Raw genomic sequence first — 21,515 nt, 5'->3', positions numbered from 1 at the left:
AATTTACTCCTCTCCTTACCTGTAGCAATATGAAACGCCTATCCTATTACCCTTAGGACTTCGCACTCCATATTGAAGGGCTTTGAGTTTAGCACCTTTACCTTTACCAGCTTTCCAAGCAGGCTACTATCTCCCTTAAGGGTAGCCCACCTGTTTGTTCTTGTTCTGCCCGTGAGCTTTCCATCTTCGTAGCTCTCTATCAAGACCTCTTGCTCCGTCCCCTCGTAGGACTTGGCTATCTCTGATAGTATCCTCTTTTGCAATTCAAGAAGTCTTGACATCCTTTGGGATTTAATCTCATCAGGAATCTGCCCCTCCATGCTGTAGGCTGGTGTGTCTGGTCTTGGCGAGTATTTAAAGGAGAAAACCTGTTCAAACTTCACCTTTTCTAAAATATCCAAGGTATCCTCAAAGTCTTCTTCTGTTTCTGTGGGAAAGCCTACAATTATGTCAGTGGAGAAGGTAATGCCCTTTATATAGTGCCTTAGCATGTCAATCTTTTGTAGGTATTCCTCCTTTGTATAACCCCTGTCCATGAGCTTGAGTATCCTTGTAGAGCCTGCCTGCACAGGTAGGTGTATATGCTCGCAAACTTGAGGTATCTCTCCCATGGCTTTTGCTATGCCCTCCGTTAGGTCTTTGGGATGTCCTGTGGTAAACCTAATTCTTTCCACGCCGGGAATTTCCGCAACTCTGTAAAGTAATTCTTCAAAGGGAATACCAAGGTCCTGCCCCCATGCGGTCACGTTCTGACCAAGCAAATGTATTTCCCTTACACCATCTAACACGAGGCTTTTGACCTCCGATAGTATGCTTTCAAGACTTCTTGACCTTTGTCTGCCTCTTGTTTTTGGCACCACACAGTAGGTGCAGTTTTTATCACAGCCCTTCATAACCGTCACATAGGCACAAAACTGGTTATCCCTTACGGTAGCATATTCCCACAGCTTGTCCTCGTCCTCTGGTGGGTTTTCAAGGATGGCTATAGCCTTATATCCCGCCTGAGCCTGCTGGATTAACTCTGGTAGATGGTGCATATTAAAGCTGGAAAACATTATGTCTATAACGGGAGCTTTTTGCACCAACTCTTCTCCCATCCTCTGGGCAAGGCATCCACATACGCCTATGATAGCCCCCGGGTTTTTCTCCTTTATCTTCTTGTATTCCCCAAGGTGAGAGTAGACTTTTTGGTCTGGCTTTTCCCTTATAGTGCAGGTGTTAATGAGGATTATGTCCGCATGTTCCCAACTTTCCGCAGGTTCGTAGCCCATACTCTGCAGTATACCCTTTAACCTCTCTGAATCGTTAAAATTCATCTGGCATCCAAAGGTTTTTATGTAGTACTTCATAGTGTTAAAATTTACTACCATGGAAGAGAAAAAGCCAGAGGTCGTAGAAGAAAGCATATGGACTGCGGAAGAAGCGATAAAGAAAGCTCCAAAACTATACGGAGTGCCTACGGGTGTTGAGAGTCTTGACGAGCTTTTCTTCACATCGGATATACAAGAGGGTAAGCCAGTAAGAAAACCTCTCGGTGGTATACCAGCCTACTCGGTTACTAATATAACGGGAGTTTCTGATACGGGTAAAAGTCTTATGGCTGAGCAGTATACGGTGATGCAGGCAAGCAGAGGAGAGCCTGTGGCTTTCATAACTGTAGAGTCTCCTGCACACTTTACCATTACGGGTATAAGGGAAAGGGCAAAAGCCATGGGAATAGACTTTGAAAGCATTCAAGACCGCATAATCCTAATAGACGCTGCAAGCCACGGAAGGCTAAGGGAAAACATACCAGACCTTCTTGCCACACTCGCACACGTAATAAAGACCTACAAGGTAAGACACACGGTCATAGACTCAATAACTGGACTTTATGAAGCCCGTGAAATGCAAGCAAGAGTTGTGGTGCGTCAACTCTTCAACTTTATGAAAAGGTGGTATCAGACCGCTCTTTTTATCTCTCAAAAAAGAAGCGGACATGAGGAGCTTACCGCAGAAGCTGCAGGTGGCTACGCTATAAGCCACATAGTGGACTGCTCTATGGTGTTATCTAAGGACATAATTCTCACGCAGGCACAATCAAGGCTCTACAAAAAGCCTATAGGTGAGATAGTTAGGCTCTTTCGTATAGATGGATGCAGGATGTGCGGTCATGACACAAGAACGCACTACATGGAGATAACGGAGCTCGGTCTGGTAAGGATAGGACCTCCTTTGAGTGCATGAGTTTAGCTTATGCAAAGAGAAGAACGCAGGGAGAGGAAGGGTTTTTGAAGGTTCTTCTAAGGGTAGCAAGAGACAGATTAGAGTGCCTTGCAAGAGAATGCCCTGCATATTATGGGCTTGGCACTGCAGAGCATGTCGTAAAAGTAGGGTTTTTGACCCAATGAAGGCAGAGCACGACCAGAGGAGAAACCACTTAACCTTTGCTATAATAGGAAGCTCAGAGTTTAGAAACTTTGAGGTCTTCCTGAAGGAGGTAGCGAAAGATATTAAGTTTGGAGGAGTAAGATGGATTACCATGTAAAAGACCTAAGCCTTGCGGAGCTTGGCAAAAAGAGGATTGAATGGGCAGAAAGGGATATGCCAGTGCTTAGAAGCATAAGGGAGAGGTTTTCCAAAGAAAAACCCTTTAAAGGTATACGCATATCCGCATGTCTTCACGTTACCACAGAGACTGCAAACCTTATGATAACTCTAAAAGAAGGTGGTGCAGAGGTCTTTTTGACAGCCTCAAACCCCCTTTCTACCCAAGATGACACCGCATCCGCATTGGTAAAATACTACGACATTCCAGTTTTTGCCATAAAGGGCGAAGACACAGACACCTACTATATGCACCTAAGAGAGGTCATAAAAAGGGAACCACACATAGTGATAGACGATGGTGCGGACCTTATATCCACGCTTCATAAGGAGTTTCCCGAGCTTGCAAAAAGAGTTTACGGAGGAATGGAAGAGACCACCACAGGAGTTATAAGACTAAGGGCTATGGCTCAGCAGGGAGTTTTGCAGTTTCCCATAATAGCGGTAAACGATGCTTATACAAAGCATATGTTTGACAACCGGTATGGCACAGGACAGTCCACCATAGATGCCATAATGAGGGCTACCAACAGACTTATAGCAGGTTCTTACTTTGTGGTTGCAGGCTACGGATGGTGTGGCAAAGGTGTAGCCCAAAGGGCAAGAGGTATGGGAGCAACGGTTATAGTCTGCGAGGTAGACCCCATAAAGGCACTCGAGGCTAAGATGGACGGCTTCTTGGTTATGCCCATGAGAGAAGCCTGCAAACTGGGGGACTTTTTCGTGACGGTTACAGGCAATACCTCTGTAATAAGAGAGGAGCATTTTGAGAGGATGAAAGACGGTGCCATTATCTCCAACGCTGGACACTTCAACGTGGAGATAGACATAGAGGCTCTCGAAAGGTTAAGTGTGAGTAAAAGGGAGATAAGACCTTTCGTTGAGGAGTATAGGCTCAAGGATGGTAGAAGACTCTATCTTTTGGCACAAGGAAGGCTTGTAAACCTTGCCAGTGCGGAAGGTCATCCTGCTTCCGTGATGGATATGAGCTTTGCTAACCAAGCCCTCTCTGCGGAGTATATCCTCAGAAACCACCAAAACCTCAAAAAAGACGTCTACAGAGTGCCAGAAGAGATAGACAAAGAGGTGGCTTCTTTGAAGCTAAGGAGCATGGGGGTGGAAATAGACCAACTAACACCAGAGCAGGTAAAATATCTATCCTCTTGGGAGTTTGGCACATAGTTTATAATATTACCCTTTTGAAGGAGGTTGAAGATGGCAAGGTGTTATGTTTGTGGAAAGACCACCAAGTTTGGAAAGAGCGTAACCTTCTCTGCAGAGCAAAACTCAAGGACCTTTAAGCCGAACCTTCAGAAAGTCAAGATTGTTCTTGAAGATGGCACTGTAAAAAGAGTATATGTTTGCACCAAGTGTCTAAAAGCAGGTAAGGTGGTAAAGGCGGTTTCTGTAAAAAGCTGATGCCTATTAGGTTTCTTACCGCAGGAGAGTCGCACGGGAAGGCATTAGTTTGCATCCTTGAGGGTATTCCTGCAAACCTTGAGCTTTCCTCCGAGTATATAAACAGAGAGCTTCAAAGAAGGCAAAGAGGCTATGGCAGAGGAGGGAGGATGAAGATAGAAAGCGACAGGGTGGAGTTTCTTTCTGGTCTGCGTTTTGGCAAAACTTTGGGAAGTCCCATAAGTATGGTCATATGGAACAAGGACTGGGAAAACTGGCAGGAGAAGATGGCATACGAAGGCGAGCCATCAGAGAGCGTTGTGCCCTTTGTGAGACCTCGCCCAGGTCATGCGGACTTGGCAGGTGGCATAAAGTATAACCAAAGAGACCTAAGGAACATCCTTGAAAGAGCATCCGCCAGAGAAACCGCCTCAAGGGTTGCGGTTGGAGCGGTTTGCAAGAGGTTTCTTGAAGAGTTTGGTATAAAAATAGGTAGCTATGTGCTTAGCATAGGAAAGGTTAAGCCTCCCATAGAGGAGCAAGACCTTTGGAGAAGACATCAACTTGCAGAACTCTCCGAGGTGCGTTTTCCAGACCCTACAAAGGACGAGGAGTTTATAAGAGCAATAGATGAGGCAAAGGAAAAAGGAGAGAGCCTTGGTGGTGTTTTTGAGGTCTTTGCTTTGGGCGTTCCTCCCGGTCTTGGAAGTCATATTCAATGGGACAAGCGTATAGATGGTAGGATAGCTCAGGCTATGATGAGCATGCAGGCAATAAAGGGTGTGGAGATTGGGCTCGGCTTTGAAAGCGGGGAGCGTTTTGGCTCTGAGGTTCATGACGAAATAGGTTGGTCGGAAGGGGAAGGGTATTTTAGATACAGCAACAACCTTGGTGGCACAGAGGGAGGTATAACTAACGGCATGCCTATTGTGGTTAGGTGTGTTATGAAACCCATACCAACTTTGACGAAACCACTCAGAAGTGTGGACATAAACACCAAGGAAGGAGTAAAGGCTGGAAAGGAAAGAAGCGATGTGGTGGCAGTGCCTGCCGCGTCTGTAGTAGGTGAAGCCATGCTTGCTATAGTGCTCGCAGACGCCCTACTTGAAAAACTGGGTGGAGACTTCATGGAGGAGATAAAGGAAAGGTTTGAAAGGTATATCCAACATGTTAAGAATTTTTGAAGAGGTTGGAAAAGCTACACTTCTTACCCTTTGGGGTCTGTATTACCTTTTTAGAAAACCTCCGAAGGCAAGACATTTTTTTAAACAGCTTGCCTATTTGGCATCAGAAACTATACCTGTGGTAGTTATAACCTCTATTTTTTCTGGTGGCGTTATAGCACTCCAGACCTATAGCACCTTTCATCGCTTTAATGCGGAGTTTCTCATTGGTGCGGTGGTTGCCATATCCATGGGAAGGGAGCTTGGACCAGTGCTTGCATCCCTCATGGTGGTGGCAAGGGTAGGCTCTGCAATGACCGCCAACATAGGCACAATGAGGATAACAGAGCAGATAGACGCCCTTGAGGTAATGGGAATAAACCCAAAGAGCTATCTTGTGTCTCCAAGGTTATTTGCGGGCATTGTGGGTGTCCCTATGCTTGTGGTAATTGCGAACATTTCTGGCATATTTGGTGGATGGTTTGTGGCAGTCAAACTCTTTGGAGTAAACGAATACCTCTTCTGGGAGAAAATGAAAGACCTTGCAGAGCTTTATGACTTTATCGGCGGTCTATACAAGGCGGTCTTTTTTGGCTTTATTATCTCTGCGGTTAGCTGTTATTTTGGATACTACACAAAGGGTGGAACAGAAGGCGTGGGAAGAGCTACTACCAACAGCGTAGTAACCTCATCTATGCTTATCCTAATATCCGACTACTTCTTGACTGCCATAATATTTTAAACTTGCACTTTGCCTTTACTTTGGATGCTCCGTCTGGTGTATAATTAATTAGGCAAGCTATGAAAAAGAGCTACTATAAACTGCTTTTTATACTTGCTTTTGCCTTCTCTGTGAGTTGCAAAGGTCTACCCTTCACAAACCCCTGCTATGAGGAAAAATTCTTAGAGGACGTAAGAGCTCAGACCGCCTTTTATGTATGGTCTCAACAAAATCCCATGGAAGCACTCCTCTTAGGTTTAGGCGTAGGCTTTTCTCTTATCACTGGTGAAACTCAAGAAGTGGAAAGTGCTTTAATGAACAAGATAGAACCCGTTATGAAGGAGCTTAAGCTCATAGAAAAAGGTAAAGCTCGTAAGACAGAAGAGGGAGTCTTTAAATGTAGCGTGCTTTTTGAATACAAGGGCAATAGGTTTTTAGTTAACTATGACCTAAGACAGATGCATTCAGGCAAAGAGGGAGACCTATACAGAATAGAAAATTCTGAAATCTCTCCAGTGGAACGTTAAAGAATGGAAAACCTCCAAAGATGGAAGGAGAAGATAGAAGGGAGGCTTAGAGACCTTCTAAGACCCTTTGAGCCACAGCTCCTTTACCAAGCTATGTCCTATTACCTTTTTCAGGAAGGTAAACGCATAAGACCTCTCTTTTTGTGTGCGGTATGCAACGCCCTTGGTGGTGATATGGAGGATGCCATTACTGTAGGCTGTGCGGTGGAGATGGTGCATAACTACTCTTTGATTCACGACGACCTTCCTGCACTTGATAACGATAGCGTAAGGAGAGGAAAACCCACATGCCATTTAGTTTTTGGTGAAGACCTTGCCATACTGGCGGGTGATGCCTTGCTTACTTATGCCTTTGAAGTGCTTTCAAAAAGGGAAAACTTCAGAAGCATACAAGACAGAGAACTTATATTACTCATCAGAGAACTTGCTTTTGATTCTGGACTTAATGGTATGGTGGGTGGACAGGTTATGGATATAAGAAAGCTCTCCTCTCAAGAAGAGATAAGCCTCAAGAAAACCGCAAGGCTTTTCTCCTTTTGTTTCAAAGCTGGTGGCATAGTAGCCAAAAGGTCAGACCTTTTTAGAAATCTTGAAGTTTTGGGTCTAAAGACAGGTTTGCTCTTTCAGATGGTGGATGACCTAAAGGACAAGGATGGCTTTTATCTTTTGTATGGCGAGGCTTTATTGGAAAAGATACAGGAACTTGAAAGAGAGTGTATAACTTTAGCTAAGGATATAGGCATAAAGACCGAGGAGTTTTTGAAACTTTTAGAGATTGTGGTTGGCGGAGGGGGAGGGATTCGAACCCCCGGTGGGCTGTGAACCCACTGGTGATTTCAAATCACCCGCCTTCGTCCACTCGGCCACCCCTCCTAAGGTGTAAAATTATACTCCAAAAATTACTGACTGTATTCTTTGTGATAGTATAAATATTCCCGTCCACGTTCTGTAATTGCCCAAATACCTCTTGGAGAATCGCCGCGCAGTAAACCATCTCTTACCATATTAAATCTCTCCCACATGGCTGTATTTTTCCATCGCGGGGTTTTTTTTGGATCGGATGACAGTGGTTCAAGGTCAACAGGCTTTAGGATAGTTTTCATCTGTTCGTAAACTTTTTTTAATACTTCTTGCATTGGAGCTTCTCCACCCAACTCAACAAGAGCTTTTAGGATTGGGATTCGATAAGCTTGCTCTGGTGTGCGAAGTCCACGTGGCAGTTTATATTTTACTTGTGAAGTTATATTATTTATTCGTTCATATGGTTCATTTTTGGTTAGTGCCGTGCTTTTTTGATGCAACATCGGTTTGTTTGATAGCATCTGCCATTCTTGATATTTAACATGCATTTCCGCAATAAATCTTTCTACTTGCTGTGCCAATATTATGTATTCTTGTGCCTTTGCATAATTACCTTCTTGTATTATATGCATAGCATCGTTGCGTATTGATAACAGCAAATCATTTAACTTATCCAGTAATGCTTTGAATAATTCACTAACCTCTCCGCCTTCCATCTTCTTGCCTCCTACTATTATAGTTTTATTTTACCTTCCTTTAGTTCTCTTCTTAGCTGTCTCTCAAGGTCTCTTTGACGGAGCTCTTCCCTTCTATCGTGAGCCTTTTTGCCTCGAGCGAGAGCTACCTCCACCTTCACCTTTCCCTTTTTGAAGTATACCCTTAAAGGTATAAGGGTATAACCCTTTTCCTTTACCTTTCCCATAAGCCTAAGTATTTCCCTCTTATGAAGCAGGAGCTTTCTTGTTCTGAGTGGGTCTGGAGGTTTTATGGTCGCATAACGATAAGGTGCAATATACAGGTTATAGAGCCATGCCTCTCCATCCTGAATCCTCACAAAACTGTCTTTGAAAGAAACCGTCTGTCTGTTTCTGAGAGCCTTTACCTCAGGACCTTCAAGCACTATTCCAGCTTCGTAAGTTTCCAATATGTCGTATTCCGCCTTTGCTTCCTTGTTGTAGGCTACAGTAAGCTCTCCACTTTCTTTAGCCATTCTATCAGTTTAACATAGCCAATATCTGATGTCTCAATATATGAGCTGGTTTGTAGTCTGGTGCCACCCTTATTGCATTCTCCACTTCTATTAGTGCATCCTTATACATTCCCTTCATGAGATATATCCTTGCCAAGTTCATGTGAGGATATTGCCTTGGTTCGTATCTTGGTGCAGTTATTGCCCTCTTGAGCCAGGGAATGGCTTCGTCAAGCCTTCCCATAGCCATAAGGTATGAACCTATGTCGTTGTATGGGTTTCCAAAATCAGGGTCTATTTCTATAGCCTTCAAACACAGCTCTATTGCGGTTTCAAGTTCACCGAGCATGCTGTATGCCCAGCCCATGTAAGTGTAGGCTTCTGCGGTAGGCTGAATATCTATAGATTGCTGATATAGTTCAATAGCTTGCTGTATGTTTCCAGCCATGTGCTCCTGAAGAGCCTTCTCCAAAAGCTCCTTGGCATCCTTGCTTATATCCCTCATAGTAAGTTTAAATATATCCCTATCACAAAAATTGACAACAAGGGACTAAAGCACATACTTACAATAGATTGTGCTTTTTCAAAGCCCCTGCAATTTGTTCATATTCCTTTGCCACATCTCTCACAGCTTACAATAAGTTTTTGAACCTTCCACTTTCAAACTTTTCAGGAGTCTCAGTTGTAGCTTTTTTAACCACTGTCTTTCTGTCCTATTGCTAAACTCTCTGCACGATAGCCTTTTGCCCTTCCTCAAGCCTGATTATTCTGTCTCTGTCTTCTAAGGTAAAGGGAACTTCCTTAGGAAAAGCAATACCAAAGAGTAGGAATATAAAAAGGAACTTTACCATAGCGCACCTCCGTTTGATAATAATCTATTCCCACTCCTTCTCTCTAAGAGAACTTTGAAGACTTTTGGGAATGTCTGCCCTTATGCCAAAAAGCAGTTTTAGCTGAAGTGCGTTAAGCACCGCTCGGGCTTTTACCGTGTTGTTAAAAAACACGTATGTGTCCTTGTTTCCTAACTTTTTGATTTTTTCCTTTATCTTTTTGAGCTCTTCAAGGGAATAAAGGTAGTCGTAAGGCTTTTCAGAGTCTCTACCATGAAGTCTCACATAGTTTACTCCACCTACCTCAACCCACGGACCCACAAGAAAGCCACCTCCTTTCGGTGCATCGGTGTTAACGAGAGAGAAGCCAAGCTCTTCAAGGAAACCATAAAAATCTGACTTTTTGAAGCTCTTGTTTCTTACCTCAACAACCTTTTGCAAACCTCTGAAATCCTCTGAGAGTCTTTTTATATGCTGAAGGTTTTCTTCTCTGTAGCCAAAGCTTTCAGGAAATTGGAAAAGAATTGCAATAAAGCGATCCTCTTCAATGACAGGCTCTATGGCATGTAGAAACTTCTTAACGTCTTCTTGGAGATAGTTTCTATGGTGGGTGAAAACTCTATTGGCTTTGAAAGCAAACTTCAAACTTGAAGTTCTGGAAAGCATACTTTTTACAGCTCCTCTGTTGGGAAGGTTATAAAAGGACGAGTTTATCTCCACAACCTCAAAGTATTTAGAATAGAACCTTATGTAATCCTCTCTCTTTAAAAGGGGAGGGTAGAACCCTCCCACCCAGTCTTTGTAGAAAAAACCACTACAGCCTATGTATACCCTCAAGGAATAAACTTAGATTTGAAGTCCTTTAGGGCTTGGTCTATCTTTGCCTTAAGCTGGTCATCAAGGGCTTTTTTCTCCCTTATCTCTTTTAGCAAGTCTGAACTTTCCTTGTCAAGGTATGTATATAGCTCCTTCTCAAACTTTCTTACAGACTGAGGCGGTAGGTCATCAATGTATCCGTTTGTTCCTGCGTATATGGCTATTATTTGCTTTTCAACAGGAATAGGGTTATAGGGTTCTTGCTTTAGGAGCTCCACAAGCCTAAGACCTCTATTTATGGTCTGCTGGGTTGCCTTATCAAGCTCCGAGGCAAACTGCACAAAGGCTTCCAGTTCTCTAAACTGTGCAAGGTCAAGCCTGAGAGTTCCAGCCACCTGTTTCATAGCCTTTATCTGTGCCGCACCACCAACCCTTGAAACAGAAAGACCCACGTTTATGGCGGGTCTTATGCCCTTGTTAAAGAGGTCTGGCTCAAGGTAAATCTGACCATCGGTTATGGATATAACGTTTGTAGGAATGTAGGCGGCCACGTCCCCCGCCTTGGTTTCTATTATGGGCAAGGCGGTAAGAGAACCTGCACCCATTTCGTCATTTAGCTTTGCTGCACGCTCCAAAAGCCTTGAGTGCAGATAAAAGACATCTCCAGGGTATGCTTCTCTACCAGGAGGTCTTCTCATAAGAAGGGAAAGCTGTCTGTAGGCTTCTGCGTGCTTTGAAAGGTCATCATAGATGATAAGGGCGTGCTTTCCGTTGTCTCTGAAGTATTCTCCTATGGTGCATCCTACAAAGGGAGCAAGGTATTGCAAAGATGCTGGGTCCGTGGCAGATGCCACAACCACGCAAGTGTATTCCATAGCACCACTTCTCTCAAGTAGTTCTATAATCCTCGCAGTAGTTGACCTCTTTTGACCTACGGCAACGTATATGCAATAGACATCTGTGTCCTTCTGGTTTAGTATGGTGTCTATACATATGGTGGTTCTTCCAGTTGACCTGTCTCCAATTATTAACTCTCTTTGACCCCTTCCTATGGGTATCATGGCATCTATAGCTTTTATACCCGTCTGGAGTGGCTCATGGACCGACTTTCTCTTTACAACCCCTGGAGCTATCTTCTCCACTGGAGACCTGTATTCATACTTTATAGGACCCTTTCCATCAAGAGGATTACCCAAGGGGTCTATAACCCTTCCTATGAGCCCCTCACCCACAGGAGCGTCCAAGATTCTTCCCGTTCTTCTAACTATTGAGCCTTCCCTTATACCGCTTTCGCTACCAAGCACTATAATACCCACGTTGTCCTCTTCAAGGTTAAAGGCAAGTCCCATGGTTCCGCCTTCAAACTCCACAAGCTCGTTTGCCATCACATTATCAAGCCCATAAGCCCTTGCCACACCATCACCCACGTAGTAGACCACACCCACCTCTTCCATCTTTGCGGACGCTTCAAAGCCTTTTATCTGCTCTCTCAATAACTGAAGAGCTTCCTCATAGGTTATAGTTGCCATAACAAACCTCCTTAGGGTTTTGGAAGTATTTTACTACAATTCTCACAGAAAAACCTACTCTTGGCATCCACATCCTGCAGACTGTTGGAGAATCTCACAACGCATTTTTTATTTTTACAGTGCATCAGTCCAAGAGTATGACCCAGTTCGTGGTTCACCTCCTTGAAAACCCTTTCAAAGAAAAGCCTCTCATCTTCACTCTTTAATCTGTATGTGCTTACCACCGCATACCTTCCGCCAAGTTGGGCAAGTCCAAATACAAAATTCAAACCTTCTTCGTAGAGGTCAAAGGACAAAAGTGCTGCAAACTTTAACATGTCAGGATAGTGGACTCTTGACAGGGACTCTAAAATTGTACTGGCATGATATTGTCTTCTATAAGGGTTATAGCCCAGTCTCGGTGAAAGTGTGATATATGAGAATCTTACTTCAAAGCCAAACACCTCTCTTATGTTCTTCGCTGTAGCAAGTATAAGTCTTTTTTCTACACCAAAACCAGCTAAATATATGAATCTACCTTCTTGCATTTCTAAATTCCCTTACCCTTCTGTTGTGTTCCCGATAGGTTTCACTAAAATAGTGTCCACCCGAACCATCTGCAACAAAGTATAAATAATTAACCTCTGCAGGTTCAAGAGCGGACTTTAGGGATTCAAGCCCAGGGTTGCATATGGGAGAGGGTGGAAGACCAAAATAAACGTAAGTGTTATAGGGGTCTTCCAGTCTAAGATGTCTTAGTGTAAGGCGACCTTCCCACATATTTCTTCTTTTTAGTGCGTATATAACGGTAGGGTCTATCTGCAGTTTCATACCCCTTTTTAGTCTGTTGTGTATAACTGCGGACACGAGAGGTCTCTCTTCGGGCTTTGAAGTTTCCTTCTCTATCATGGATGCTATGGTGACCCACTCTTCGAGGGTAAGTCCCTTTTCTTCAAGGTTTTTCCTAAGCTCCTCGGTTCTTCTTAGGAAGTTTTTGTGCATTACATCTATAACCCTGAGAGGGTGGGTGTTTTTTGAAAAGAAGTAGGTGTCTGGAAAAAGAAAGCCTTCCATACTGCCTACCTTAAGACCATATTTCTTAACGGTGTCCTCAGAAAGGGCATACTTTAGAAAGTCTTTTGCGGAGCATATGTGGTTTTCTTCCAAGATTCTTCCTATATCATATATATCTGAGCCTTCTGGTATGGTTATTCTGTAAGTCTTCTTTAGACCCTTGCTGAGCTTTTCGTATATGTCCCAAGGGTATACAAGACCCTTGAACTCGTATTCTCCAGCCTCAAGTTTTTTCTTGTATAAAGCGTGAATAAATAGAAAACTCAATGGGTTTCTCAAAAGTCCTTCTTTGTATAACTGGAAGGCTATATCCTTTGTAGGCGTGCCGTATGTTATTTCTACAGTTTTCTCTTGTGTTTTTACAGGTAGGAAAGAATAAAGGGCAAGGAGTGCTAAAATAATAGCTGGGAAAATGAACCTTAGGTGTCTCATAAGCTTTCCATATACTCCAGAAGTATAATGTAGGCTGACAGGCTGTCTTTCAGTCTTTCCTTTCTCTTTAAGCCTACACCTTGCATGAGCCTATAAGCCTCTTCTGTAGTGTATCTCTCATCCCAAAGTATTATCTCAACATCTTCTGGCAGGAAATCCCTTAGTTTTTCTGTAAATCCTTTTACCTCTTTTGCCCTTTGTCCCTCCTTCCCCATTTGTGTAAGAGGAAGTCCTATCAGAATAGTGTGAACTCCAAGGTCTATTACTTTATCAGATATAGCTTGTAAGGTTTTCTCACCCTTATTTTCAATAACCTCCAGCGGTAAAGCTATACCAAGGGTCGTATCTCCAAGGGCTAATCCTATACGCTTAATACCATAGTCTATTGAAAGTATCTTCAACCCGTCTTTATGCCTACCACCTTATACAGGGGGCAATACCCTATAGCGGAAGTCCCTATGAACACTATGCCTATTAAACCCAGTATCCACCAAACACCGCCATTTGTGAAAGCAAGGTAAAGGAAAATCACTCCCAACACTATCCTTATAGCCCTGTCCCAACCTGCCATGTTCTTTTCCATGGTTTGCACCTCCTTTGGTATTCATTTTAACATAATAGACCATGAAGGGGTTTGTGGCAATACTTACTGACTTTGGACTTAGAGATGGCTTTGTGGGAGTTATGAAGGGCGTAATACTTGGCATAAACCCCGAGGTTCAGCTAATTGACATAAGCCATGAAGTAGAGCCTTTTAATATACTTCATGGTGCCTTACTTTTAAAAGCTCATTTTTCTTATTTTCCAAAGGGCACGATATTTCTATGTGTGGTGGACCCAGGTGTAGGCTCCGAAAGACTTCCAATAGTGGTTAGCTCTGGAGGGTATACCTTCGTAGGACCTTACAATGGACTTTTTGACCTTGCCCTTAAAAATATAGAAGATAAGCCTAAGGCATACAAGATAAATATGGAAGGATTTGCCCTCTCAAGAATAAATGAGACCTTTCATGGTAGAGATGTGTTTGCACCTATAGCTGGGTGGTTAAGTAAGGGTTTAGCCCCTCAAGAAGTTGGAAGTCCAATAGAGTATCAGTTTAAACTTCCATGGGAAGAGCCAGAAGATATGGGAGATACAGTGCTGGGAAAAATACTCTACTTTGACCGTTTTGGTAATGGCATAACCAATGTGCCCTGTGGCAGGTATAAGGAGGGATATTTCAGAGGACAGAAGTTAAGGGTGGTTTCTTACTTTCTTGAGGCGGAGAAAGGTAAGCCTGCCCTTGTGTGTGGAAGTTTTGGTCTTATGGAAGTGTTCCTACCTATGGAAAACCTTAAGGAAAAACTTGGAGTTAGGGTTGGAGAGTCTATTACCTTGAAAAAAACACCCACATAGCCGATAATATAATCATGATTGACAGGATAGAGCTACAAAAGATAGTTGGGTATATAGCAGAGCTTGAGGAAAGGAGTAGAAGGCAGGTTAAAGAAAAAGAGGAAAGTAAGAGCGTTAGTGTTGAGCTTTCTAACCCACCTCAGAGGAATCACGCTGTAGATTATGAGCATCTAAGCAAGAAGGTTGAAAGTATAAGGTCTCAGCTTCAGAAAAACGCCTATGAGATCTCTCCAGACAAGATAATCCAAGGTCTTGAGAAGTTCCTTTCCTCTAAATAGCCCTCAGTAATTCTTGAGTGTAGGGGTGTTTTGGGTTGTCAAAGATACTCCACACATCTCCTTCCTCCACCATCATGCCATCCTTTAAAACCATAACCCTATCTGCCACCTCCGCCACAACGCCAAAGTCATGAGTAACAAGAATAACGCTTCTGCTCACCTCCTTCATATCTCTGAAGAGTTTAAGTATCCTACTCTGAATGGAAACATCTAAGGCAGTGGTGGGCTCATCCGCAAGCACAAGCTGTGGGTCGCATACGGTAGCTATGGCAATGCAAACCCTCTGCTTTAACCCACCTGAGAGATGATGAGGATAGCTACCGTATATCCTATCTACCTCCTTAATGCCTGCCTTTTTGAGTGCCTGAAGAGCCTTTTCCCTTGCACCCTTTTTCCCAAAGTGTGCCATATAGGCTTCTTCTACTTGGATACCCACCTTATAAAGAGGGTCAAGATAGACGGAGGGTTCTTGGAAAACTATTGATATGTGCCTTCCTCGTATGCTTCTGTATTCCCTTTCTGAAAGACCTACCAATTCCTGTCCTTTGAACTTGATAGAGCCTTCAAGTTTAGCCTTCTCTGGCAAAAGTCCTATTATGGAGTATAATATGGAAGTTTTTCCAGAGCCTGACTCGCCTACTATGCAAAGCACCTCACCCTCTTTTAGCTCAAAGTTTATATCCTTTAAAACGTGATTACCATCGTAGTAAAGGTTTAAGTTCCTTATCTCAAGAAGCATCAAGTATCCTTTTGAATACGGGCTTCATCCTGTCATAAAGCTCATAGAGGTCTTGAGATATAACCTTAGTATCCGCAAGGGTTTGCATAAAGTTGGTATCTCCAAACCATCTTGGGACGAGATGGAGATGTATGTGGCTTTCCAATCCAGCACCTGCAGCCCTGCCAAGGTTATAGCCTACGTTTATGCCGTGAGACTTCATCACTTCCCTTATAAGCTGTATACAAACTCTTGTTAGCTTGTGTATTTCAAGCGCGGTCTCTTGGTCAAGAAGCAGATAATCCCCTATGTGGTCTATGGGTGCCACCATTAGATGTCCAGGATTGTAGGGAAACTTGTTAAATATAACAAAAGCCCTCCTGCCACGATGCAGAACAAGATAATCTCTGAGCTTTTCCTCTGGTTGAGATACCGCTTCACAGAGAAAGCATCCCTCTTGCTCGTCTACCTTTTCCACGTATTGGCTTCTCCAAGGTGCCCAAAGGAGCTTCATAGCCTCAAAAGCCTCCTTATAGCCCTTTCTACATCCTCTTCCTCTGGAGTATAGTCATGCCTCTCCAATTCCATAGTGTCCCTAAAGTAGAGAACTGTAGGAAAGCTAAATACCCCAAGGTCTTCTGCACTGGTATGTTTACTAACGTCAAGCCAGTAAAAGTTTATCTTGTCCCCATAGAGCCTCTGAAACTTTATGAGCCTTTCGTAAAAGGTTTGGTTCTGTGGATTGTCTGGTGTGGTAAGCAAAACAACCGCTGGCTTTTCTCCAGCCATAGCTTTTTCGTAAAAGTCTCTATCTGTAAGCTCTTCAAAGCCCTCAAACATGCTAAACCTCCTTAGAAAGATTATAATCTGGGTGCTATAATAAAGCATGATGAAGGTGCATGAGTTTTTAAAAGAAAATGCCATATCCATAGGAGACAACTTTGTACTTCTACTTGAGAAGCTAAATCTTGAGGAGGAACGCTATATAAGAAAGATAGAGCAAGAGGTAGGTGAGCCCGCCAAAATGTCTAAATCAAAGGGAAATACCGTTGACCCAGAAGAGGCCATAAAGAAGTATGGAGCAGATACCGTAAGACTATATATACTCTTTGCAGGTCCTGTGGAGAAGGACTTTGAATGGACGGAAGAAGGCGTTCAAGGTGCTTATAGGTTTCTCAGAAGGCTCTGGGCTCTCTTCCATCAGCATCTTCAAGGTATGAAAGAAGCCACATATTACAGGGAAGAGTTTGCAAACCTCAGTGGAAACATCAGGGAGATAAGACACAAGACCTATCAGACCCTCAAAAGATACCTCTCAAGCATAGAAGACCTCTCCTTCAACACAGCCATAGCAAGCATAATGGAGCTTCTAAACACCATTCAAGACTTCCAACCTTCTGACAATTTGGACTACAAGGTGCTAAGAGAATCCTTTGAATGCATACTCTTCATGCTTTATCCTATTACACCCCACATATGCGAAGAGCTTTGGCAATCTCTTGGATATAACAAACCTATGGTTTTCTATCCCTTCCCAGAACCCGACGAGAAGGCTCTTGTCCTTGAAGAATTGGAAATTCCAGTGCAAGTAAATGGAAAGCTAAGGGCGGTTATAAGGGTGCCAGTGGATACAGAAGAGGCCGTGGCAAAAGAGCTTGCTCTCAAAGACCCAAAGATAAGCCAGTGGTTGAACGGTAAGGAAGTAAGAAAAGTCATATACATAAAGAACAAACTTCTCAACTTGGTGGTTTGAAATGGAGAACCTCATAAACTTGCTCTTGTTTTTTGGAAAGCTATTACTCCTTATGCTTCTCGTGGGTTTGCCCCTTCTCCTTATTATAATCTTCGTAGCAGACAAGGTATATAAGAAAGTAGGACCAAGATACGAAGAACTAAGGGAAAAAAGGATAAGAGAACTTGAGGAAGAGGAAAAAAGGAGCAAGGATAAGAAAGGGAAGAAAAAGGCATGACTTTTATCATATAAATTCCCCTTGACAGCTTTTAAGCTCATGCTAATTTTTTGATAACCCATTCATTAAGGAGGTAAGGCATGCCAATGGAAGTTTTGCCAGGACCGGCTGGCTATATACCAACCCCTGCAGCTTTTGAAGGTGTTGAACTTCCTCCCCCGGGAAAAGCACTGCTCTATGGAAAAATAGTGGACGAAGGGACCGCAATGAGAGAAGCTGCAAAGGCTATGCTAACAAGAAGAAACCCCACCATATTCCCAGGACCACTGGTTCTCTGGGGATGGAACGCCGGAGCCATGGAAAAGGCAAAGGCGGTTCTTGAGCTGGCTATGGAGATACCCAACTGCAGGATAATACCCATGCCCGACTACAGGCCCAAATATCCCAAGATAGACCCAGAGGCAGAGATAAACCCAAACCATCCAAACCTCACCATACTTCACAATAAAATAGAAGCCTGTATATTCGTGGGTGTCCACTGCCACTATGCAAATTTATCTCTGAGAATGATAAGGGCTGGAACCAACTGTTTTACCATAGCCCTGTGTGCGGAGATGGGCCATGAGGATGCTATGGTTTCCCTCAGAGACCAGCATGCGGAGGAGATTAGACGCTTTAAGGATGTGCTTGTGCAGGTTAGAGAAGAGCTTGGCATAAAGTGGGAGCCCAAACTTCCACCAGAGAATCCATCCCTTCCAAAAGAGGAGTATCAAACCCTTTCTGTGCTTGACTATGGAGAGTATTCTTATCTTTTAATCCCCAGAAGGGGAGAACAGGTAACAGAAAGCGAATAAAAACGGAGGTAGTGTCATGCCAGAGCAAAGAGTTGTAGATGCGGATTACCTTCTTTTGGAGGCACCGAGGGAGAGGAAGTTTATAACCGGTGCCCAAGCTATGGCGGAAGCTGTCAAGCGTGCCAACGTGGACATTGCAATAGCATACCCTATAACACCCCAATCTGAGGTTATGCACCTTGTGGGTGATATATGGGCTCAGGGCTATCTCAAGGACTACTACAGGGCGGAAGAGGAATACGGAGCTATGTCTGCTATAGCTGGAGCGGTCAGAGGAGGTGCAAGGGCTTTTTCTGCTACTTCTGGGCCAGGTCTCCTTAGAGGTTTGGAGGCTATAGCTTCTTGGCCAGGACATAGAATACCCGCGGTTCTTGGTGTTCTCACAAGGGTTGTAAACGCACCACTTTCCATACAGCCTGACAATGTGGAGATAGCTTACCTGCTTCACTCTGGAGTGGTTGTTCTTCATGCGGAAAACCAACAGGATGTTTTTGACTTTACCCTCGCAAGTTTTGTCATATCTGAAAAGGTGGACGTTTATATACCTATAGCGGTTTGCACTGAGGGCTTTTTTGTAACCCATGCCAAGGGCTATGTAAATATGACACCAGAGGACATGAAACTGCCACCAAGAGACCCCTACAAGGCACCAGTGCCTCCCACAGACTGTGAGATCCCTCCCGCAAGAATACAAAGGGACGCACCAGTTCAGAAGTCTAACTTTATGAGCTACCTGATACACGCGGTATGGCAACAAGAGGTCTGGTCTTCTAACATAAGGGCTATGAAATACATCTACAAATACCTTGGCGGTCCTATAGAGGTGGTGAACCCAGAGGCAGAAGTTTTCGTAGTTGCTTCTGGATGCGCTGCTGCACAAGGAAGAGAGGCGGTGCGTTATGCACAGCTTGAGGGTCTAAATGTAGGTCTTGTAAAGGTCAAGTCCATAAGACCCTTCCCAGAGAAAGAGATAAGACAAGCCCTCTCCAGGGCTAAGGCGGTTATAGTACCTGAACACAACATAGTGGGATGGCTTGCAAAAGAAGTAAAGGCGGCCATACCCAACAGCGATATAGTAGTGGGCGGTCCAAGGGTTTATGGTGGCATGACGCTACCGGTGGAGCTTATAATGGAAAAGATATACAATGCCCTTGGCATAAAGAAGGAAAAGAAGGTTGTTGTATAAAAAACTTAAGGAGGTATAGATATGGGTCTGGAATATGTTAGGATATCACCAGGCTTTGAAAAATATATGCCCAAGGACTATGTAGACTTGGTCCAATATGGGCAGTTTGGCAAGGAACTAGACGTCCAACAGCTCGGACAGTTCAAGGAGCTTGTGGAAGAGCACCCCATGTGTGCTGGATGCTTTATGGCATACTTCATAAGGGTTTTCTATGCCTCTCTTCCAAAACCAGAGGACACCATAGTTATAGGTACAGCAGGTTGTGCAAGGCTTGCCCTTTCTCAGGCAGCTGTTCCCTTTATATACGGAAATTATGGAGACACTAACGCAGTTGCCTCTGGTCTAAAGAGAGCCCTCAATATAAGGTTCCCTGACAAGGAAAAGGATGTGGTGGTTATAGCAGGTGACGGTGGTCTTATAGACATAGGCTTTGGAATGACCATGCATTCATGGTTCAGAAGAGAGAAGTTCACCACTATAATGGTAGACAATGAGGTCTATGGAAACACTGGTGGTCAGGAAAGTGGTATGTCTCCAAGAGGCGTTCAGCTAAAGATGGCACCTAAGGGCAAGCAGTTTGACAAGATAAACGCAGTGGAGCTTGCCAAGACCGCAGGCTGTGTATACGTAGCAAAGCTGGCACCTACCAATCCCAAGAGAATAGCAAAGACAGTGCGTAGGGCAATACTTGCCGCAAGGCACTTTGGACCTACCTTTATACATGCCTACACCTCTTGCAACATAGAATACTCCATACCAACAGAAAAGGTCCTTGAGGATGCCAGAAAGAGAGAAAAGCAAGACTTTGGCTTCTATGAGTGGATGACCGATGAGGTAAAGGAATTCTTTGAAGAGATAGAGAGGAAGCCAGAGGAGGTAAAGGCATGAAAAGGTATAACATACGCATAGCTGGTGTTGGTGGGCAGGGGGTGGTCACCTCCGCCCATATCCTTGGTAATGCCATGTCCGCCGCAGGCAAATATGCAACCCTTGTTCCCTTCTTTGGTTCAGAAAAGAGGATGGCACCTGTTGAAGCCTACGTTAGGGTCTCTGACCAACCTATATACGAAGTTGGTGAGGTAGTCTATCCAAACGTGATAATGATTTATCATCCTCAGGTCATAACCCACGGAAAGTCCTACACCATGCCCTTCTACTCAGGTTTGAAAGAAAACGGTCTTGTGATAATAAACACAGACGTAGACATAATCCCAGAAGAGGACTGGAATATTCTCAAAGAACTCAACACAAGGGTCTACATGTTCCCAGCCACAAAAATAGCCCTTGACATTGCTGGAACTGAGCTTGCCACAAACATGGCAATGATAGGTCTTTTCTTTGGTATAACCCGTATTGTAGGCTTTGAACACATAGAGCAAGCTGTAAGAGAAAGGTTTCTTGGAAACACCTTCGTAGCTTCTGGTGGAACAACAGCCCTTGACAGTGCTATAGAGAAGAAGTTCAAAAAGAAGATGGAGCTTCTTGAGAAAAATATGCAGGTTATAAGAGAAGCCTTCAAGATAGCGGAGGAAAGGGGCTGGGTGGAAGAAGAAGCTCTTACGGGTTAAATTAATCTATAAGGAGGCAAGGCAGGTATGTACTATGTGGCGGATGTAAAGGAATCAGATTGTGCTAAGTATAACTGTAAGCAGTGTGTGCTCTTCTGTCCAGAGCCAAACACCCTCATGTATCACGACTCCAAGCATGTGGCGTGGGTAAACTACTCAAGGTGTAAGGGCTGTGCCATATGCGTTTATGTTTGCTCTGACCTTTTAAAGAGAAACTGTATAGAGATGGTAATGGTAACCGCTGGAGATTAAGGGGGTGAGGCATGAGCTTAGAAGAAAAATTCAATCAATTGGCGGAGGAATTAAAGAAGAGTATGGTAAACCCCGACCTTGACATTGAGCTTTGCTTTCCCAATGAAGTTGACCAAGGTTGTGAGGTCAAGGGCTATCCCTACATCAAGGTAAAGTATGTGGTAGAGGGACACGATGTTTATGAAAAGGAGATAGACATAGACCCCATGTATTGGGAAAAGGATATAAAAGACCTTGCTGGTCTTGTTACCTTTCAGATACAGCAGTTTATGGAGGAGATAGACTCTGTAGAATACGGTGGAGAGTGAA

The 21,515-nt window shown here is 43.8% G+C and carries 33 protein-coding genes and 1 tRNA gene; 19 read left to right on the top strand and 15 right to left on the bottom strand.

Annotated features, from left to right (window positions below; all coding sequences use genetic code 11):
* Nucleotides 1-38: 38 nt before the first annotated feature.
* Nucleotides 39-1,349, bottom strand: a complete 1,311-nt coding sequence (gene miaB, locus IAE16_RS06910) for a tRNA (N6-isopentenyl adenosine(37)-C2)-methylthiotransferase MiaB (protein ID WP_323700045.1) — start codon at nucleotides 1,347-1,349, stop codon at nucleotides 39-41.
* Between the two features lie 19 nt (nucleotides 1,350-1,368).
* On the opposite strand from miaB, the gene IAE16_RS06905 reads away from it, so the two are divergent.
* Genes IAE16_RS06905 through IAE16_RS06865 form a run of 9 tightly spaced genes read left to right on the top strand, consistent with a single transcriptional unit; the run spans nucleotide 1,369 to nucleotide 7,217 of the window.
* Nucleotides 1,369-2,226, top strand: a complete 858-nt coding sequence (locus tag IAE16_RS06905) for a KaiC domain-containing protein (protein ID WP_323700044.1) — start codon at nucleotides 1,369-1,371, stop codon at nucleotides 2,224-2,226.
* Nucleotides 2,223-2,390, top strand: coding sequence for a hypothetical protein (locus IAE16_RS06900; RefSeq protein ID WP_323700043.1), 168 nt, complete (start codon nucleotides 2,223-2,225; stop codon nucleotides 2,388-2,390). Before IAE16_RS06905 ends, IAE16_RS06900 begins: the two co-directional genes overlap by 4 nt.
* Complete coding sequence (locus tag IAE16_RS06895) at nucleotides 2,387-2,527, top strand: hypothetical protein (RefSeq protein WP_323700042.1); 141 nt, start codon at nucleotides 2,387-2,389, stop codon at nucleotides 2,525-2,527. The genes IAE16_RS06900 and IAE16_RS06895 overlap by 4 nt, the downstream gene beginning before the upstream one ends.
* Nucleotides 2,512-3,768, top strand: coding sequence for an adenosylhomocysteinase (gene ahcY / locus IAE16_RS06890; RefSeq protein ID WP_323700040.1), 1,257 nt, complete (start codon nucleotides 2,512-2,514; stop codon nucleotides 3,766-3,768). Before IAE16_RS06895 ends, ahcY begins: the two co-directional genes overlap by 16 nt.
* 33 nt (nucleotides 3,769-3,801) lie before the next feature.
* On the top strand, nucleotides 3,802-4,005 hold the full coding sequence (rpmB, locus tag IAE16_RS06885) for a 50S ribosomal protein L28 (RefSeq protein ID WP_323700038.1): 204 nt from the start codon (nucleotides 3,802-3,804) through the stop codon (nucleotides 4,003-4,005).
* Nucleotides 4,005-5,168 carry a chorismate synthase gene (gene aroC / locus IAE16_RS06880; protein ID WP_323700036.1) on the top strand — a complete coding sequence of 388 codons (1,164 nt, stop codon included), beginning with the start codon at nucleotides 4,005-4,007 and terminating at the stop codon, nucleotides 5,166-5,168. The genes rpmB and aroC overlap by 1 nt, the downstream gene beginning before the upstream one ends.
* Nucleotides 5,152-5,889 (top strand): MlaE family lipid ABC transporter permease subunit, encoded by a 738-nt coding sequence (locus tag IAE16_RS06875; protein ID WP_323700035.1) that lies wholly within the window; start codon nucleotides 5,152-5,154, stop codon nucleotides 5,887-5,889. The genes aroC and IAE16_RS06875 overlap by 17 nt, the downstream gene beginning before the upstream one ends.
* Before the next feature lie 59 nt (nucleotides 5,890-5,948).
* Nucleotides 5,949-6,395, top strand: coding sequence for a hypothetical protein (locus IAE16_RS06870; protein ID WP_323700034.1), 447 nt, complete (start codon nucleotides 5,949-5,951; stop codon nucleotides 6,393-6,395).
* Between the two features lie 3 nt (nucleotides 6,396-6,398).
* Nucleotides 6,399-7,217 carry a polyprenyl synthetase family protein gene (locus tag IAE16_RS06865; protein ID WP_323700033.1) on the top strand — a complete coding sequence of 273 codons (819 nt, stop codon included), beginning with the start codon at nucleotides 6,399-6,401 and terminating at the stop codon, nucleotides 7,215-7,217.
* Here the strand turns inward: IAE16_RS06865 and IAE16_RS06860 are convergent.
* From IAE16_RS06860 to IAE16_RS06810, 11 genes are all read right to left on the bottom strand, one after another.
* Nucleotides 7,178-7,268, bottom strand: a tRNA-Ser gene (locus IAE16_RS06860). The two genes, IAE16_RS06865 and IAE16_RS06860, sit on opposite strands and share 40 nt — an antisense overlap.
* A 26-nt stretch (nucleotides 7,269-7,294) precedes the next feature.
* Entirely contained in the window at nucleotides 7,295-7,912 is a 618-nt protein-coding gene (locus tag IAE16_RS06855; RefSeq protein ID WP_323700032.1) for a winged helix-turn-helix domain-containing protein, read from the bottom strand.
* Nucleotides 7,913-7,929: 17 nt separating this feature from the next.
* A complete protein-coding gene (gene smpB / locus IAE16_RS06850; protein WP_323700031.1) occupies nucleotides 7,930-8,406 on the bottom strand; it encodes an SsrA-binding protein SmpB in 477 nt (158 codons plus the stop codon).
* Between the two features lie 4 nt (nucleotides 8,407-8,410).
* Nucleotides 8,411-8,890, bottom strand: coding sequence for a tetratricopeptide repeat protein (locus IAE16_RS06845; RefSeq protein ID WP_323700030.1), 480 nt, complete (start codon nucleotides 8,888-8,890; stop codon nucleotides 8,411-8,413).
* A 214-nt stretch (nucleotides 8,891-9,104) separates the two neighbouring features.
* Nucleotides 9,105-9,236 carry a hypothetical protein gene (locus IAE16_RS06840; protein WP_323700029.1) on the bottom strand — a complete coding sequence of 44 codons (132 nt, stop codon included), beginning with the start codon at nucleotides 9,234-9,236 and terminating at the stop codon, nucleotides 9,105-9,107.
* A gap of 24 nt (nucleotides 9,237-9,260) precedes the next feature.
* Nucleotides 9,261-10,052 (bottom strand): DUF72 domain-containing protein, encoded by a 792-nt coding sequence (locus IAE16_RS06835; protein ID WP_323700028.1) that lies wholly within the window; start codon nucleotides 10,050-10,052, stop codon nucleotides 9,261-9,263.
* A complete protein-coding gene (gene atpA / locus IAE16_RS06830) occupies nucleotides 10,049-11,560 on the bottom strand; it encodes a F0F1 ATP synthase subunit alpha (protein WP_323700027.1) in 1,512 nt (503 codons plus the stop codon). Before atpA ends, IAE16_RS06835 begins: the two co-directional genes overlap by 4 nt.
* Nucleotides 11,561-11,571: 11 nt before the next feature.
* A complete protein-coding gene (locus IAE16_RS06825; protein WP_323700025.1) occupies nucleotides 11,572-12,087 on the bottom strand; it encodes an archaemetzincin family Zn-dependent metalloprotease in 516 nt (171 codons plus the stop codon).
* On the bottom strand, nucleotides 12,074-13,045 hold the full coding sequence (gene mltG / locus IAE16_RS06820; protein WP_323700024.1) for an endolytic transglycosylase MltG: 972 nt from the start codon (nucleotides 13,043-13,045) through the stop codon (nucleotides 12,074-12,076). The genes IAE16_RS06825 and mltG overlap by 14 nt, the downstream gene beginning before the upstream one ends.
* Complete coding sequence (gene ruvX, locus IAE16_RS06815; protein ID WP_323700023.1) at nucleotides 13,042-13,446, bottom strand: Holliday junction resolvase RuvX; 405 nt, start codon at nucleotides 13,444-13,446, stop codon at nucleotides 13,042-13,044. The genes mltG and ruvX overlap by 4 nt, the downstream gene beginning before the upstream one ends.
* The gene (locus IAE16_RS06810) at nucleotides 13,443-13,628 is read right to left on the bottom strand and encodes a YgaP family membrane protein (RefSeq protein WP_323700022.1); all 186 of its coding nucleotides are present in this window, start codon (nucleotides 13,626-13,628) and stop codon (nucleotides 13,443-13,445) included. Before IAE16_RS06810 ends, ruvX begins: the two co-directional genes overlap by 4 nt.
* 53 nt (nucleotides 13,629-13,681) lie before the next feature.
* Here IAE16_RS06810 and IAE16_RS06805 point away from each other — a divergent pair, with 53 nt between their 5' ends.
* Nucleotides 13,682-14,440: an SAM hydrolase/SAM-dependent halogenase family protein gene (locus IAE16_RS06805; protein ID WP_323700021.1), complete on the top strand. Its 759-nt coding sequence runs from the start codon at nucleotides 13,682-13,684 to the stop codon at nucleotides 14,438-14,440.
* A gap of 14 nt (nucleotides 14,441-14,454) precedes the next feature.
* Entirely contained in the window at nucleotides 14,455-14,718 is a 264-nt protein-coding gene (locus IAE16_RS06800; protein ID WP_323700020.1) for a hypothetical protein, read from the top strand.
* Here IAE16_RS06800 and IAE16_RS06795 read toward each other — a convergent pair.
* From IAE16_RS06795 to IAE16_RS06785, 3 genes are read right to left on the bottom strand one after another with little or no spacing between them, the layout of a single operon-like run.
* Entirely contained in the window at nucleotides 14,711-15,457 is a 747-nt protein-coding gene (locus IAE16_RS06795) for an ABC transporter ATP-binding protein (RefSeq protein WP_323700019.1), read from the bottom strand. The two genes, IAE16_RS06800 and IAE16_RS06795, sit on opposite strands and share 8 nt — an antisense overlap.
* Complete coding sequence (locus IAE16_RS06790) at nucleotides 15,447-15,950, bottom strand: HIT family protein (RefSeq protein ID WP_323700018.1); 504 nt, start codon at nucleotides 15,948-15,950, stop codon at nucleotides 15,447-15,449. Before IAE16_RS06790 ends, IAE16_RS06795 begins: the two co-directional genes overlap by 11 nt.
* Nucleotides 15,947-16,276, bottom strand: coding sequence for a thioredoxin family protein (locus IAE16_RS06785; RefSeq protein ID WP_323700017.1), 330 nt, complete (start codon nucleotides 16,274-16,276; stop codon nucleotides 15,947-15,949). The genes IAE16_RS06790 and IAE16_RS06785 overlap by 4 nt, the downstream gene beginning before the upstream one ends.
* A gap of 46 nt (nucleotides 16,277-16,322) precedes the next feature.
* Between IAE16_RS06785 and IAE16_RS06780 the strand changes: the two genes are divergently transcribed.
* The 8 genes from IAE16_RS06780 to IAE16_RS06745 all read left to right on the top strand — a co-directional run bounded on the left by IAE16_RS06780 (nucleotide 16,323) and on the right by IAE16_RS06745 (nucleotide 21,514).
* Nucleotides 16,323-17,189, top strand: a complete 867-nt coding sequence (locus IAE16_RS06780) for a class I tRNA ligase family protein (protein WP_323700016.1) — start codon at nucleotides 16,323-16,325, stop codon at nucleotides 17,187-17,189.
* 1 nt (nucleotide 17,190) lies between these two features.
* The gene (locus tag IAE16_RS06775) at nucleotides 17,191-17,406 is read left to right on the top strand and encodes a hypothetical protein (RefSeq protein ID WP_323700015.1); all 216 of its coding nucleotides are present in this window, start codon (nucleotides 17,191-17,193) and stop codon (nucleotides 17,404-17,406) included.
* An 80-nt stretch (nucleotides 17,407-17,486) separates the two neighbouring features.
* Nucleotides 17,487-18,200: a carbon monoxide dehydrogenase beta subunit family protein gene (locus IAE16_RS06770; protein WP_323700013.1), complete on the top strand. Its 714-nt coding sequence runs from the start codon at nucleotides 17,487-17,489 to the stop codon at nucleotides 18,198-18,200.
* A gap of 16 nt (nucleotides 18,201-18,216) precedes the next feature.
* Nucleotides 18,217-19,386, top strand: coding sequence for a transketolase C-terminal domain-containing protein (locus IAE16_RS06765; RefSeq protein WP_323700012.1), 1,170 nt, complete (start codon nucleotides 18,217-18,219; stop codon nucleotides 19,384-19,386).
* 21 nt (nucleotides 19,387-19,407) lie between these two features.
* Entirely contained in the window at nucleotides 19,408-20,274 is an 867-nt protein-coding gene (locus IAE16_RS06760; protein ID WP_323700011.1) for a thiamine pyrophosphate-dependent enzyme, read from the top strand.
* On the top strand, nucleotides 20,271-20,954 hold the full coding sequence (locus IAE16_RS06755) for a 2-oxoacid:ferredoxin oxidoreductase subunit gamma family protein (RefSeq protein ID WP_173833669.1): 684 nt from the start codon (nucleotides 20,271-20,273) through the stop codon (nucleotides 20,952-20,954). The genes IAE16_RS06760 and IAE16_RS06755 overlap by 4 nt, the downstream gene beginning before the upstream one ends.
* A 27-nt stretch (nucleotides 20,955-20,981) precedes the next feature.
* On the top strand, nucleotides 20,982-21,206 hold the full coding sequence (locus IAE16_RS06750; RefSeq protein ID WP_323700010.1) for a ferredoxin oxidoreductase: 225 nt from the start codon (nucleotides 20,982-20,984) through the stop codon (nucleotides 21,204-21,206).
* Between the two features lie 11 nt (nucleotides 21,207-21,217).
* Nucleotides 21,218-21,514, top strand: coding sequence for a hypothetical protein (locus tag IAE16_RS06745; RefSeq protein ID WP_323700009.1), 297 nt, complete (start codon nucleotides 21,218-21,220; stop codon nucleotides 21,512-21,514).
* Nucleotide 21,515 lies beyond the last annotated feature (1 nt).

This window comes from Hydrogenobacter sp. T-2, assembly GCF_033971325.1.
In the GTDB taxonomy this organism is placed as follows: domain Bacteria; phylum Aquificota; class Aquificia; order Aquificales; family Aquificaceae; genus Pampinifervens; species Pampinifervens diazotrophicum.
Note: the sequence above shows the minus strand (reverse complement) of the source record. Positions and strands in the feature narration are given on the sequence as shown.